This window comes from Microseira sp. BLCC-F43, assembly GCF_041929235.1.
Lineage (GTDB): Bacteria > Cyanobacteriota > Cyanobacteriia > Cyanobacteriales > Aerosakkonemataceae > Microseira.
Map to the genome: position 1 here is coordinate 47,264 of NZ_JBHFNP010000302.1, position 14,572 is coordinate 61,835.

12 protein-coding genes are annotated in these 14,572 nt (G+C 45.1%); 9 read left to right on the forward strand and 3 right to left on the reverse strand.

The features are described 5' to 3' along the window. The first annotated feature begins 32 nt into the window (after positions 1-32). Entirely contained in the window at positions 33-1,727 is a 1,695-nt protein-coding gene (gene crtO / locus ACE1CM_RS40150) for a beta-carotene ketolase CrtO (RefSeq protein ID WP_374884661.1), read from the forward strand. Between the two features lie 145 nt (positions 1,728-1,872). Next, complete coding sequence (locus tag ACE1CM_RS40155) at positions 1,873-3,006, forward strand: saccharopine dehydrogenase NADP-binding domain-containing protein (RefSeq protein ID WP_374884677.1); 1,134 nt, start codon at positions 1,873-1,875, stop codon at positions 3,004-3,006. Positions 3,007-3,223: 217 nt separating this feature from the next. Here the strand turns inward: ACE1CM_RS40155 and ACE1CM_RS40160 are convergent, their stop codons facing one another. After that, entirely contained in the window at positions 3,224-4,015 is a 792-nt protein-coding gene (locus ACE1CM_RS40160; protein ID WP_374884662.1) for a cobyrinic acid a,c-diamide synthase, read from the reverse strand. Between the two features lie 380 nt (positions 4,016-4,395). Here ACE1CM_RS40160 and ACE1CM_RS40165 point away from each other — a divergent pair, with 380 nt between their 5' ends. The 6 genes from ACE1CM_RS40165 (at position 4,396) to ACE1CM_RS40190 (ending at position 10,056) form a co-directional block, all read left to right on the forward strand. After that, complete coding sequence (locus tag ACE1CM_RS40165) at positions 4,396-5,400, forward strand: type IV pilus twitching motility protein PilT (protein ID WP_374884663.1); 1,005 nt, start codon at positions 4,396-4,398, stop codon at positions 5,398-5,400. After that, positions 5,333-5,731 (forward strand): hypothetical protein, encoded by a 399-nt coding sequence (locus tag ACE1CM_RS40170; protein ID WP_374884678.1) that lies wholly within the window; start codon positions 5,333-5,335, stop codon positions 5,729-5,731. The genes ACE1CM_RS40165 and ACE1CM_RS40170 overlap by 68 nt, the downstream gene beginning before the upstream one ends. A gap of 200 nt (positions 5,732-5,931) precedes the next feature. Then, a complete protein-coding gene (locus ACE1CM_RS40175; RefSeq protein ID WP_374884665.1) occupies positions 5,932-6,351 on the forward strand; it encodes a GPW/gp25 family protein in 420 nt (139 codons plus the stop codon). 61 nt (positions 6,352-6,412) lie between these two features. Continuing rightward, entirely contained in the window at positions 6,413-8,656 is a 2,244-nt protein-coding gene (locus tag ACE1CM_RS40180; protein WP_374884667.1) for a putative baseplate assembly protein, read from the forward strand. A gap of 110 nt (positions 8,657-8,766) precedes the next feature. Then, a complete protein-coding gene (locus ACE1CM_RS40185; RefSeq protein ID WP_374884668.1) occupies positions 8,767-9,783 on the forward strand; it encodes a phage tail protein in 1,017 nt (338 codons plus the stop codon). 12 nt (positions 9,784-9,795) lie between these two features. Next, a complete protein-coding gene (locus ACE1CM_RS40190; RefSeq protein ID WP_374884669.1) occupies positions 9,796-10,056 on the forward strand; it encodes a hypothetical protein in 261 nt (86 codons plus the stop codon). Between the two features lie 180 nt (positions 10,057-10,236). Here the strand turns inward: ACE1CM_RS40190 and ACE1CM_RS40195 are convergent, their stop codons facing one another. After that, positions 10,237-10,572, reverse strand: coding sequence for a hypothetical protein (locus tag ACE1CM_RS40195; RefSeq protein ID WP_374884670.1), 336 nt, complete (start codon positions 10,570-10,572; stop codon positions 10,237-10,239). A 660-nt stretch (positions 10,573-11,232) separates the two neighbouring features. Next, positions 11,233-12,222, reverse strand: a complete 990-nt coding sequence (locus ACE1CM_RS40200) for a helix-turn-helix transcriptional regulator (protein ID WP_374884672.1) — start codon at positions 12,220-12,222, stop codon at positions 11,233-11,235. Positions 12,223-12,729: 507 nt separating this feature from the next. Here ACE1CM_RS40200 and ACE1CM_RS40205 point away from each other — a divergent pair. Further along, entirely contained in the window at positions 12,730-14,565 is a 1,836-nt protein-coding gene (locus ACE1CM_RS40205) for a sulfatase-like hydrolase/transferase (protein ID WP_374884674.1), read from the forward strand. The last annotated feature ends 7 nt before the right edge of the window (positions 14,566-14,572 follow it).

Sequence of the window (14,572 nt, forward strand, 5' to 3'; positions counted from 1 at the left end):
TAGTAAAGACAATATCCTCTGGAGCAACACAAATGCAAACCTATGACGTTGTAATTATTGGTGCAGGCCATAATGGATTAGTCTGCGCCGCTTATTTGCTCAAAGCCGGATATAGCGTTTTATTACTAGAAAAACGTTCGGTTCCCGGTGGGGCGGCTACAACTGAAGAAATCATGCCGGAGTCAGCACCCGGTTTTAAATTCAACCTCTGCGCCATCGACCACGAATTTATTCACCTGGGACCAGTTGTTGAAGAATTAGAACTGGAAAAATACGGATTAGAATATCTTTTCTGCGACCCGGTTGTTTTTTGTCCCCATCCAGACGGAAAATATTTCTTAGCCCATCGCGACCTGGACAAAACTTGTGCGGAAATTGCCAGATATAGCGATCGCGACGCCAAAAAATACAAAGAGTTCACCCTATTTTGGCAGCGCGCGTTAGGGGCAATGATTCCCATGTTTAACGCGCCGCCAAAATCGATTATCGATATTGCAGGCAATTACGACATTCAAAAGCTGAAAGATTTATTCTCGGTCATCGGTTCGCCCAACAAAACATTAGACTTTGTTCGCACGATGTTAACCAGCGCCGAGGATATGCTTAACGAGTGGTTTGATGAGGAATTTGTCAAAGCACCGCTAGCGAGATTAGCTGCTGAATTAGGCGCGCCTCCCTCCCAAAAAACCCTGGGAATCGGTGCAATTATGATGGCAATGCGTCACAACCCCGGTATGGCAAGACCGAGAGGCGGGACGGGTGCTTTGGTAGAAGCATTGGTCAGATTAATTAAAAGCTTGGGTGGAGAAATCCTCACCGACCAACATGTCGAACGCGTCTTAATTGATAATGGCAAAGCTGTCGGCGTTCGGGTGGCAAATGGCACGGAATACCGCGCAGAAAAAGGCGTAATTTCTAATATCGATGCCAGACGTTTGTTCTTACAATTGGTGGATGAAAGCGATGTGGATGCTGCCGATCCAGATTTGCGAGAAAGGTTAGATCGTCGCATTGTTAATAATAACGAGACGATCCTCAAAATCGACTTAGCAATGAACGAACCGCTGCGGTTTGAGCATCACGAACACAAAGATGAATATTTGATTGGTTCGGTGTTAATTGCTGACTCAGTGCGGCAAGTTGAAATTGCTCACAGCGACCCGGCAGTTGGTAAAATTCCCATCGAAGATCCTTCGATGTATCTAGTGCAACCGACGATGTTAGATCCGTCAATGGCACCCGATGGCAAACATACAGTTTGGATCGAATTTTTTGCCCCTTATCGAATTGCTGGTTTAGAAGGAACGGGTCAATATGGCACGGGTTGGACTGATGAACTGAAAAATAAAGTCGCCGATCGCGCGATTGAAAAAATAGCAGAATATGCGCCAAATGTCAAGACAGCAACCTTTGCGCGTCGCGTCGAAAGTCCGGCAGAATTAGGAGCGCGTTTAGGCGCTTATAACGGAAATTACTATCACATCGATATGACTCTCGATCAGATGGTATTCTTCCGTCCATTGCCGGAAATTGCTAATTACAAAACGCCGATTGATGGACTGTTCCTCACGGGTGCTGGAACGCATCCAGGTGGTTCGGTTTCTGGAATGCCGGGACGCAATTGTGCTAGGGTATTCTTGCACGCGCAACAACCAATTGCCCAAGCTTTAAAGGATGCACGCGATTCGATTAAATCGACGGTAGAATCGGTGTTTAGAATTATGTAATGGGTAATCGGTAATCGGTAATCGGTAATGGGTAATGGGTAATAGCAGATGGCAAATTTAAGATTTCACATTGAATAATTAAGTTGAAAATCTGAAATATTAAATTACCAATTACCAATTACCAATTAGCAATTAGCAATTAGCAATTAGCAATTACCAATTAGCAATGAAAAATCGCGTTTTAATTATTGGGGGAAGCGGCAGAATTGGCAGCAGTGTGGCGGCGGATTTGGTCGATCATACACAGGCAGAAATTACGATTACTGGAAGAAACCCAGTAACGGGAAATGCGGTCAGTTCTAATCTGGGGTCGCAAGTACAGTTTCTGGCGTTGGATTTGGCAGATAAGGAATTGTTGCAAGAAGCGATCGCCCAATCCCAAATCGTCATCCACTGTGCTGGTCCATTTCACTACCGCGATGCTATCGTCCTCAAAACTTGCATCGAAAATGGCGTACATTACCTCGATGTCAGCGACCACCGCTCTTTTACTGTCAAGGCACTAAACTATCAATCTGAGGCAGAAAAAGCCGGGGTGACGGCTATTGTAAATACGGGGATTTTCCCCGGTATTTCTAATAGTATGGTGCGGCACGACGTTGAGCAATTGGATAGTGCGGAACGCATCCATTTAAGTTATGTGGTATCCGGGTCTGGCGGGGCTGGTCTTACGGTGATGCGGACGACATTTTTGGGGTTGCAAAATCCCTTTGAATGTTGGAGCGATAGCAAATGGCAAGTAGTGAAACCTTATAGCGAGCGCGAAACGGTTACCTTCCCTCCCCCCTACGGGAAAACTGGCGTTTACTGGTACGATATGCCGGAAACTTTTACGCTTCCAGATACGTTTCCGGTCAAAACGGTTATTACTAAATTCGGTTCGGTTCCCGATTTTTACAATTATCTCACCTGGTGGGTGGCTAAAACTTGGCCCGCTAGCTGGCTGAAAAATCCCCCCGTTATCGAGTTTTTAGCCAATGTTAGCTATAAGATGACCGGAGTAAGCGATCGCTTCACCGGCATAGGCGTCGCCATTCGCTCTCAAGTCACGGGGATTAAAAACGGTCAACCGGCGTGTTATTGCTCAACTTTAGTCCATGAAAATGCAGCCGCAGCAGCAGGTTGCGGCACGGGTACGCTGGCTCAGTTAATCCTCGATGGAAAACTGAACAAACCCGGTGTTTGGGCAGTGGAACAAGCATTGCCAACCGATTTGTTTGAACAGGTAATGCAAAGTCGAGGAATAGAAATTCAGGGCGGTTTTTTGCCGGAGCGTTAAGTTATCAGGACTGACGCAAACACCAAAGTTTCTCTGAAAAATCGTCGCTTTGTCACCAGAGATCTACGCAGAAACTTTGGTGATAGGAACGCGCTTGCGTAAGTTTTATTTCATAGAAACCCGGAATATGAGCGGCAGTCCTGTGGATTATTTGGCTGTGGAATCACCAGACAATTATCCATTACCAATTACCTATTACCAATTGACCAATTACCTATTAGGTAAAAATGCTTTCTTGTTCGGCTTGAAAAATATATTCGTAGTCGAAGACTAAAGATTTGAGGTGACGAATAATAGAAAAACCAAAATCAATCACCGTATCTGTTGTGAAGGTAGCGATGACTATCTCGGTCAGCTTTTTATCGGTGACGTTGGGTTTTTGAATAAAATAACAGTGTTTATCAAAAAATACTTTTTCATTTTTGGGAATCACTATTTTGTTGAGTTTATGAGCGAGTTGAATGGGTTTGATATATTCTTGAATAAATCGGGATGGAGATTTTTGCAGGGAAGCTAATCTTTCGTGCTGCGACCAACTCATTTTAAACATCATCTTAAAGAGTTCAAAACCCAAAATATAATTAAAAACGCTATTTCGTTCTTCGGTATTGCTGGATAAGCGCAACGCGGATTCTAAATATCGCTCTGGCTGGCGGCGCGTATCTTGAGCCGAATGGATATAAAACTGTCTAACATAGGTTTTTAACAGGGATTCGCTGAGTTCGGTTTGAATGTGAAAGGCTTTTAGATAGCATTGGACTCGGTGTTGAGTATCGCGATCGCGCAGGGTTCTGGCAACCAAGCCATCGGCGGTATAATAATCTAAAAATTCTGCTTGGACTTCAGGAGTTGCTGCACAAATTAAATGACACAAAGATAAAACGTAGCGGCGTTGATGCCAAGGCAAACTTTCAGCCCATTGTCTCGCGGCGGGAGGGAGTTTATCCAGCATATTTTCTGCCCTCATATATTCAGAACTGGATTTGTGCGTAACGTTGGGTTCTGTCATAACCTCTAGAAGTTAAAAGCGAGACGATCTGGTGAAAAAACGAAGCGGTTAGTTTAAGCGATCGCGAACTACGAACGACGACACACGAACCGTACACGCAACTTGAATCGAGAACAGCGAATCAGAATTATAGGACTTACGCAAACACCAAAGTTTCTATGAAACTAGAGATCGCAGCAAGAAACTTTGGTGATAGGTTCCGAAGAGCGTAAGTCCTGAATTATTCCACCTGACTCGCGTTTTGATCGGTATTCCCAGAACTCCCCCAGAACACACACACCCCAGTCTGACGCATTTTCCAGCTTTTGTGCCAGCGAGATTGCATATCTGCTCGACTCTCAGACATATAAACAGATAGCAACGTCAAACTATTAACCAATATGCTCAAAATCCTCGAAGCTCCAACTCTGCCGATTCAAGCACTCCAGAGGTTTTCTGTGGTTGGATGTGCCGATCCGATCTATGCTGGCACTCACCCAATCCTGGCAATAGACAACCAAATCAAAGTAACTGCTCCCTCTGTTACCAGCGAAGGCAATTGGCGCATCGATCTCGCCTTACAGCAGCCCGGAAGCTACCATCTGTCAATTATGCTGGATAGTGACCGGGTAGACCTGGCAATTCAGGTAGTTGCAGCAAAACCTCAATCTAACGTACCTACCCTGGAACAATTGGTGCGAGAAGCTTATGAAAAAGGGTTTTCTGACCGACCTTTGGGTGTGGGTAAAGTTCCCTGCTTTCGCAATCGAGGAGAAATTGAAGTTAGTTCTTATCCCAAAACTGATGAAGCGACGTTTTTTAGCTGGGTGCGAGAAGTTTTAACAGAAACAGAAATGAAACAGTTTCAAGAGATTTTTGATTTTGATGGATCTGCCAGCTATGAATTTGCACGGGTGAGGTTGAATCTATTCAATACCCTGAAAGGAGCGGCAATGGTGCTGCGGTTGATTCCGTTAAAAATTCCTACCATTGCGTCACTGGGGTTACCTAAAGTATTTCAACATATCTGCCATTATCAAAAAGGTTTGGTTCTGGTTACAGGTCCCACTGGGTCGGGCAAATCTACAACTTTAGCTGCAATGGTGGACTACATTAACAAACACATGCCCAAGCATATCATTACCATCGAAGACCCAATTGAATTTGTCCATCAAGACCACAAATCAGTTCTTAGTCAGCGGGAAGTAGGCATTCACACGCTGGATTTCAATCGGGGGTTGAAGGCAGCATTGCGAGAAGATCCAGATGTAATCTTAATGGGAGAAATGCGCGCGCCACACCGTCAACACTGCCCTCCAAGCTGCTCAAACCGGACATCTGGTATTTGGTACGCTCCATACCAACAGTGCCGTCAAAACTATAGATCGGATCTTGAATATGTTTGAACCATATGAGCAAAAACTTTTGCTCGTTCAACTCGCAGAGTCCCTCGTAGCTGCGCTCGCTCAATCTCTAGTCCGAACTACTGATAGCAAACGCGCCGCCATCCACGAAATTTTGCTCAATACAGATACGATCAAAGACTTTATCCGCCGCGGGGAAGTTGAGGAAACTGAAGCACCGATGAAAGAAGGTAGTTTCTCCGGCATGTGTACGATGAATCAATCGATTTACAACCTGTATAAGTCAGGTAAAATTACCAAAAAGACTGTCTTAGAGGCATCGCCAAAAAGAAACGAATTGGAGAGCTTAATTCGCAGTAGCGGCAACCTTTAGGATGTTCTAGTTTTTCTACAACAGGACTGACGCACGCGGACCCAAAAACCCGGTTTCTTTCCTATCACCTTTGTTTTTTTGCGTCAGTCCTGTACAAACAAAGCTCCCCCCGCACGCGATCGCAAAAACCAATCCCCAGCAACTAGCCATAGACGCAACATTGTAGTAAAATATACACCAGGCAAAAAAAACGAACTCCTATGCCTGAAGACGATTATTACGATCAGCAGGAAGACTACATTGGTGCCGGGTTAGCATTTCCCATACAAGTCAACGTACAGGGTGGCATCCAACTCAGTGCGAGTACGCCAAATATCGAAGAATCTATCATCATTATCCTGCGAACTGATTTGGGGGAACGGGTGTATCGCCCCAACTTTGGCTCTCGTCTGTCAGAATTAGTATTTGAACCGATGAACGTTCAAACCCTGATGCTAATCCGCCTGTACGTAGAAGAAGCTTTGGAAATGTGGGAACCGCGCATCATCCTCAAAGAAGTGCGTGCCGACCCCGACCCAATCAGGGGTAAAGTAGATATTGAGATCGTTTATCAACCTAAAAATAGTCCCGATACTCGAAGTTTGGTTTATCCCTTTTATTTAGCACCAGAAGAAAAGTAACTGACGGGGGGATGGGGAGACGCGGGGAGGCGGAGAAGTTTTATAGTGGATGATATAAATTATGGACTTTGATTTTTTACCCAAATTACCGAAATCCGATCTCGACGACCGCAGTTTTGATGATTTAGTAGAAGAATGCATCCTTCGCATTCCTCGCTACTGTCCGGAATGGACAAATCATAACCCAGGCGATCCGGGAATAACTTTAATTGAACTGTTTTCTTGGTTAACCGACCAAATGTTAATGCGGTTCAATCAAGTTCCCCGTCGCAATTACGTCGCGTTTCTAGAATTGTTGGGAATTCGCCTGCAACCTCCCGCACCTGCTTGGTGCGAACTGACATTTTATCTCACTCAAGCTCAACGGGAACCGATGAGAATTCCTGACTCGACTGAAGTCGCGACGGTGCGAACCGAAACCCAAGAAGCAATTATTTTCAGTACAGAGCGGGAATTGGTTATTGGCAATCCTAAAATTAGCCACTTTCTGACAGGTTATACCGAAGAAGATAGACCGCAAAATTTGCGAAATCGCACCCCCTTAAACAATCAATGGTGGACTCTAGAAGAAACCCTGCTATTCGAGCAATCCACTCCCGGTAACTGCTTTTATTTAGTCTTGCAAGAAGACCCAGAAAGCCCAATTATAGGAAATGTAATCGCTATTACTTTTAGAGGCGAAGCTGCTAGAACAACTGGGATTGATCCCGATGACCCTCCTTTGAGGTGGGAAGCTTGGAACGGTGAAAAATGGCAACCAAATATTTTATTAAGAAAAAGAGAAGACGATAAAACAAAAGGATTCAGTTTTAGTGAAGTAGGACAGCTTGGCACCAATCCTTTAATCGACGGCGCCGATGTTGTGCTACACTTACCCCAACAATGGCCTAGCACCAATTTCGGCACTGAATATCAGGGTCATTGGATACGTTGCGTTTACACAAGTCCTAAAGAATTACAGCCAAGTTATAGCAGTTCTCCCAGTATTGTTGGGATCAACATTCGTTCGATTGGCGGTGCAGTAAATGCCAGCGAATGTATACGTATTGAAGAGGAATTCCTGGGAGTCAGCGATGGAAAACCGGGACAATCTTTTCAATTGCAAGGGAAACCTGTTTTAGAGCGAAAATCAGGCGAACATATTCGGGTAATACCGATTAACGGTCAACCCAAAGATTGGAAAGAAGTTGCCGATTTTGCCGACTCTGGTCCGGAGGACGAACACTATACTATAGATTCGCAAACTGGTACGATTCAATTTGGCCCGTTGATTCGAGAACCGGCACAATTAAAGCAGAGAACTAGAGAGCGATCGCAAATCCAACCCGCCGGAAGAATCGTCCGGCGAGATAGCACAGAAACGCGAAACTTATCCAATATCCAACCCTACGCCACCGATAACTTCAACGAAGCACTAGAACGACAATACGGCAAAGTTCCCCCACCAGGAGCAGAAATTTATATGGTTGCTTACCGCACAGGTGGGGGAAGTCGCGGCAACGTTCAAGCAGAAAAACTAACGGTGATTAAACAAGCAATTCCTTACGTTAAAAGCGTTATAAATTATCACGCCGCCATCGGAGGAATCGACCCCGAATCGTTAGATCAAGCAGTAATTAGAGTGCCGCAAATATTGCGGACTCGCGAATCTGCCGTCACCCCAGAAGACTTTGAGAACGTCGCCAAAAAAGCATCCAGATCCGTCGCTCGCGCTCATTGTCTCACCGATCCAATTAATGCCGCACCCGGTCGAGTCACGCTCCTAATTGTTCCCCAATTCAATACCGATACAATTGATTTTCGCCAAGGAATGAACCCGGAGCAGTATTTTAAACTTAACTCTCAATTGGAAACAGCAATTATGGAATACATGCAAGACCGCAAACCATTGGGAGTGCAGGTAAAATTACAAGAACCCGAATATATCGGCGTCAGCGTCAGAACTGAAGTTATCATCGATCGAAACTATAACAACCCGCGCGCTCAAGAACAAATCCGCAATCAATTGCTAGTTACTTTATATCGCTTTCTCAATCCTCTTACTGGCGGAATCGAAGGAAAAGGTTGGGATTTAGGTCGTCCCGTCTATCCTTCCGATATTGTTGCCTTGTGCCAGAAAATTCCAGGGGTGCGATATTTAGGCATGGTAGAACTATTTGACTTGCGGAAATACGGCGAAGAATGGTTTCGCGAAGACACGCCCCAATCGATAATTAATCCAGGTTCTTTAGGATTGCTCTGTTCTTGGGCTAAACCAGAAAATAGTCAACTAAATTCAGGTCATAACATCCAATTTTTTGATTAATAGGTAATAGGTAATTGCTAATCGGTAATCGGTAATCGGTAATGGAAAATACCAATCACCAGTCCCCTATTAGCAATTAGCAATTAGCAATTAGCAATTAGCAATTAGCAATGACCCAATCCAATTACCGTCCAACCTTAGCAATAAAACTTGCCTCGATGCAACCCCCCCAGGCAACAGACACCTCTGCAATAGCAAGCTTTGCCGGGAATAGTAAAGAAGAACAAATTACCAACAACCTGGTGGTTTTTCCAGGAGAACCAGGGGAAATGTTAGTACAGTTGGAAAATAAGGCAGGTCATCCGCTGCGGTGGCGGCTAGAAATTGAGGGAGATTTTCCCCAATCTTGGTGCAGTTGGTATCAGGAAGAAGCCGAAGAAATTGCCCCAAATCAAAAAGTAGATAAAACGCTGTACTTCCAAATTCCTGAAGATTTTTTTGAGAATCAATCTGCTTTGAATCAAACGCGATCGCGCTTAAATCTTAAGTACGAAACCCAATTGTATGTTTACGCAGAAGTAGAAAACCAGCGGCAACTCCTAGCCTGTCCAGTTTTTAACCTCTTCGTTCGTCCCAGCAGTTCCTACGTCAATTTTTTACCCGGAATTTACCGCGAAATCGACTTTTTAGCCCGCTTTCTCAATATTTTCGAGCAAGCATTCGACCCTGCCGTTCAAACAATAGACGTTTTATGGGCATATTTAGACCCTTTAACCGCACCCGAAACCCTGTTACCTTTTCTAGCACATTGGGTCGCTTGGCCCATCGATCCTCGTTGGGAAACCAAACATCAACGCCGTCTCATTCGCAATGCCGTAGAACTTTATCGCTGGCACGGAACGCGCCGAGGTCTGCGTTTTTACCTGCATCTTTACACGGGTTTACCGTTAGATGAAGATTTACCGGAAGCCGAAAAGCACATAAGCATAGAAGAGATTTTTACTCAAGGGTTTGTGTTAGGAAAAACTATTACCGGCGTTGATTCGATGCTAGGGGGTGGGCGTCCGTTTCACTTTATTGTCCGCCTGCGTCACGACCCAGGTCAGCAAATAGACGAACGGTTAGTTAGAGATATTATTGAGCGAGAAAAACCGGCTTTCTGCACCTACGATCTTTATATTGCATGAACTGCCATTCCCATGAACACCGGGAATGTTGCGGCTTTCTGTTTTGCGGTGGCGGCTGATGGTACATTATCCCAAATTGCTCCCACGGCGACCCAGAAAATTTGGCGCAATACCGTGAGTCAGGTGCCAACCCTGACTTCGGGAAACACGAATGCACCCACAATTATGATTGGGGAAAAGCCAGCCGATTTGATTAAAGGTTCAAGTCAGGTTTCACAGCAAGAATATTTAACAATTGGCGATTTGGCGAAAAGTATAAACCAACAAACATAACCCCAATCCAAAACTTTACCCATGCCTAATATTGTATTTTATCCCTATAAATGCCGTTCAAACAATCGGATTTTTTCCGCAATTTTTACTGATTCAAAATGGAGATTTTCAGAGGGCATATCCAGCGTTATGCCAAAGTTTGATTCTCAGACTCAGGCTGATAGCTGAGTATTTATATAATTAAAAGTCTGCCCAATCATTCACTTTTACTAGCTGCGACTGTCTATGTGACAGTTGATGGTGAGGAATGTGGCCTATGCGCGAATTACTGAAATGAGAAAGCCAACGGGCAAAATGAGAAAGTAAATTGCCATAAAGCTTGGGGAAAATACCAAAATGAATGCGCGAATTACTGAAATGAGAAAGCCAACGGGCAAAATGAGAAAGTAAATTGCCATAAAGCTTGGGGAAAATACCAAAATGAATGGGCGAATTACTGAAATGAGAAAGCGAACAGGCTAAATGAGAAAGCAGATCGCTGGTATATTCCAGAATTTTGTCTCCTGGAATGTACAAATGTTCTATGGAAACAAGTCCGCTTTGATGGATTACCTCAAGCCGATGCAGAGGAAATCATCACCGACGACGAATTGCTGCAATTGATTGCACAAGCTGCCAGGGATAGAGTAATATCATGTCCGGTTGAATACTTATAATTCGGGCTGACGCCCAGACGCACCGGACGCACCGGACGGGTCGAGGTTTTTAATTACAAGTAATTAACCGGACATGATATAATATCATGTCCGGTCGATTACCCATAATTAGGAGTAGGGAACTCAGCCTTTAAAACTTAAGAAAAGCTTAAATTACATGGGTACAGTTGAACGGAAGAATAATCGTTACATCCTATACAGGATAAGGGTTTTAGTCTTCTGGAGTTCCCCCCTGCGGGGGGAACTCCAGTTTAGGACTTACGCAAAGAAACAAAGGGCGATCCGAAAAATCGTTGGTTTGGCAATCAGCGATATGCCTCCCTTCCGCACTCGCGTTGGACGGTCTCACCTTTGTTTCTAGGCCGTGGTGCGTAAGTCCTGTCTTTGTGAGAAATGCGGGAAGTAGGTGAATATAAATAAACTCACCACAATGGCGGGCGATTAGCCCACCCCACAAAACCTTCAATCTCTTGTGGGGTGGGCGTCCCGCCATAGGTAGGGATAGCTATTTTCACTTTATTTACCTGCACCTACTTATCCGCAGCGTTTCTGATGGCAACTCACCGAACATTTCTTTATAATCTCTGCCAAAATGCCCTGGACTCCAAAATCCCCACTGATGAGCCAACTGCATCACCGATGTTTTGCCAGGGTCAGCATTTTTCAAAGCGCGACGTACCCCATTGAGTCGTTGCATCTTGATATACGCCATTGGACTCATGCCAAAAATCTCTTTAAATCCATAACATAAGGCGCTACTGCTAGTTCCTAATTCGTCACATAGTTGTTGTAATGTTAAAGGTTTATCTCTATATAATTTAGCAATCTCTTCGGCTTTCTTGACAAGGGCATAACGGCGGAATAGTTTGGGCTGGTATCGTTTTTTTGGGGCGTTCTTTCCCAGGGTATCGATCAGCAACGGCACAAAATCTTCCACAATCAAGGATGGCATCTGCGATTGCATAAATAATGATGGTTGGCTGCTGAAGATGTGAGTTATTTGCTGATAGTAAGCCTTCAAAAGGCGCAATGATGCAGAATGTAACCGGACGGAATTCTGCTGGAGAAACTTTTGCCCCAGGTCGCATCCCATTTGCTCAGCTAGGGAATGGAAAACTTGCACATTCACACTGGCAAGGACTATGTGGGAGTCTTTCGGTGTGATGAAATCGGTTTCCCTCGTTGGATCAAACCCAACTATATCCTGTGCTTTGATCTGGCAACCATGAGACACCACTGGTGTTTGATCGGCTTGAAGTGCGATCGCAAATGTAAGGTCACTAGGAGACTTGAGTCCGATTGCTCTAATACCTTGATTTTGATTAACGTGGGTAAACTTCAGACTGCCAAATTTGGCAAAATTAACACTCCCCAGAAAACAGCCAGGGGTTAACTGATTAACTGTGATATCCAGGGGTTTGATGGCTTCTGCAAAAGCATCAATATCATCAAACTGGCGAGTCACCACCAGAGAATCCGCCTGGGAGTTATGGTTAGCAATCAGCGACATAGATTGGGATTATGGCTGAGTAAAATCATTTGAGACATCGCTTGAGCGAGCTTAGATCAGACAAATGGGATTATACCCTCTCTAGTGGCGTTTACTCACACACGCAAAAGTTGGAATTTTGGAATACTCGTTTTTCTCAAGTAATGCCAATATTACTTCTTGTGCATCGTTAGAGGGATTTTTGCAGGCAATTGGCTTTTTAGTAGCTGTAAGACTAAAAAGCGATATACATCAGGGATCATCTATCAGATTATCTTCGCTTCTGGAAAACTAGCCAGTGCAAGCCTTTTGGTTTTTAGCACTTTATAGCAATGAATTTATGCCCCAAGCTCAGCCGATGGCTAACACCTGGTTTGGGCATAGGGGCATAGCGCCAGCTGCGCGAACGCACTTCAATCGTCTAACGATCGCAACTTGATAATCAATAGACCTCTGCAAAAAACTCTTTGACAGGCGAGACGCCTATCCCACAAGAGTTGTTGGAGAATTCTAATACAAGGATGTGTGATGACTAAACAATTCAACGGTACGATCGCTCTCGATATTCGCGATTCTGTCCCTGATTGGGAACCCTACGCAGAACCAAAAGCACCTGAAGGCTCACCCAATATTCTTTACATCGTCATTGATGATACGGGTTTTGGCGCGTGGGAGATGTTTGGGGGCAAAATCAAAATGCCCAACCTTACGGAATACGTTGCCAAACCGGGTTTGGTTTACACCAACTTCCACACCACGGCTTTGTGTTCTCCTACCCGTTCCTCTCTGTTGAATGGGCGCAACGCCAACAGCAACGGGATGGCTTGCATTGAGGAAGCTACTACTGGTTTCCCCGGTTCCAACGGTCGCATCCCCTTTGAAAATGCCCTACTCTCCGAAGTTTTGGTAGAACGGGGTTATAACACCTACGCCATTGGTAAATGGCATTTGCTCCCAGAAGAAGAAGCAAACATGGCTGCGACTAAGCGTCATTGGCCTCTCGGTCGCGGCTTTGAGCGCTACTACGGATTCTTGGGGGGAGAAACTGACCAATGGTATCCCGACATCATCTACGATAACCATCTGATTGAGCCTCCCTACAAACCCGATATGGGGGACACAGAAAATGGCTATCACTTGTCCAAAGATTTGGTAGACAAGGCGATTCAGTTTATTAAAGATGCCAAAGTCATCGCCCCAGATAAACCTTGGATGCTGTATTTCTCTCCAGGTGCCAACCACGCCCCACACCAGATTTGGCCGCAGAAAATCTCCGAGTACGGATACAACACGGGAGAAATGGATGCTGACGGGAAATACCCGATGGAAACTAGCGTCTTTAAAGATGGCTATGAGAAATACCGTGAAGACGTTTTCACTAAGATGAAAGAGATGGGAATATTCCCAGACCATACCGAATTACCTCCCATCAACCCTCATGGCGAACACCTGCATGAAGAGGATGAACCAGACTTTGTCGGTCCTGCTGGTCAACCTTGGCCGCAAACTGAGTATGTCAGACCTTGGGCGGACTTGACACAACAGCAAAAGGAACTGTTTGTCCGCATGGCTGAGACTTACGCGGCCTTCTCAACCTATACCGATAAACAAATCGGTCGCTTGTTCAAGTATCTCGAAGATTCGGGACAACTAGGCAACACGATTATCATTGCCCTAGCAGACAATGGTGCCAGTGCAGAAGGTGGTCCCAACGGCTCAGTCAACGAAAACTTGTTCTTCAACGATATTCCTGACGACCCTCAATACAACTACAGTAAAATCGGTGTTCTCGGAACAGACGAAACCTACAACCACTACCCTACAGGTTGGGCTTGTGCCTTTGATACACCCTTCAAATACTGGAAACGGTGGTCGGGCTACGAAGGAGGATCTGCTGCTCCTTTCATGATTTCCTGGCGCCAGGGCATCCCAAAGACAGACTTACAGCCAGATTTCCGCAAACAGTACATTCATGCCGTGGATCTTGTCCCCACCCTCTATGAGTGTCTGGGTTTAGAGCCGCCAGAGGTTGTGAAAGGCTATACCCAAAATCCAATTGAGGGCATCAGCTTTAAATATACGTTCGCACGTGAGTATGCCGATCCCAATTACGTTGCCCCCGATGAGGATCCGAACAAGCCTAAAAAAGTAAAACAGACTCAGTTCTATGCCATGTTGGGAACCCGGGGGATCTATCACAAAGGCTGGCACGCCTGTACCTTCCATCCGCCCACACCTAAAAATTACGGGAGCGTGGTAGCCCCGTCAATTCATTGCGGGGCCCAAACGCGACACGAGCAGATTTATCTGCCGTCAATATTAGTTAAGATTAATCAATATTATCATCTAGGTCAAAGCCAGTAGATTATAA

Excerpts from the sequence above, each read along its gene's own strand:
- crtO (WP_374884661.1), top strand. The coding sequence starts at position 33 with ATGCAAACCTATGACGTTGTAATTATTGGTGCAGGCCATAATGGATTA.
- ACE1CM_RS40160 (WP_374884662.1), bottom strand. The coding sequence starts at position 4,015 with ATGACAGAACCCAACGTTACGCACAAATCCAGTTCTGAATATATGAGG.
- ACE1CM_RS40165 (WP_374884663.1), top strand. The coding sequence starts at position 4,396 with ATGCTCAAAATCCTCGAAGCTCCAACTCTGCCGATTCAAGCACTCCAG.
- ACE1CM_RS40175 (WP_374884665.1), top strand. The coding sequence starts at position 5,932 with ATGCCTGAAGACGATTATTACGATCAGCAGGAAGACTACATTGGTGCC.
- ACE1CM_RS40180 (WP_374884667.1), top strand. The coding sequence starts at position 6,413 with ATGGACTTTGATTTTTTACCCAAATTACCGAAATCCGATCTCGACGAC.
- ACE1CM_RS40185 (WP_374884668.1), top strand. The coding sequence starts at position 8,767 with ATGACCCAATCCAATTACCGTCCAACCTTAGCAATAAAACTTGCCTCG.
- ACE1CM_RS40190 (WP_374884669.1), top strand. The coding sequence starts at position 9,796 with ATGAACACCGGGAATGTTGCGGCTTTCTGTTTTGCGGTGGCGGCTGAT.
- ACE1CM_RS40200 (WP_374884672.1), bottom strand. The coding sequence starts at position 12,222 with ATGTCGCTGATTGCTAACCATAACTCCCAGGCGGATTCTCTGGTGGTG.
- ACE1CM_RS40205 (WP_374884674.1), top strand. The coding sequence starts at position 12,730 with ATGACTAAACAATTCAACGGTACGATCGCTCTCGATATTCGCGATTCT.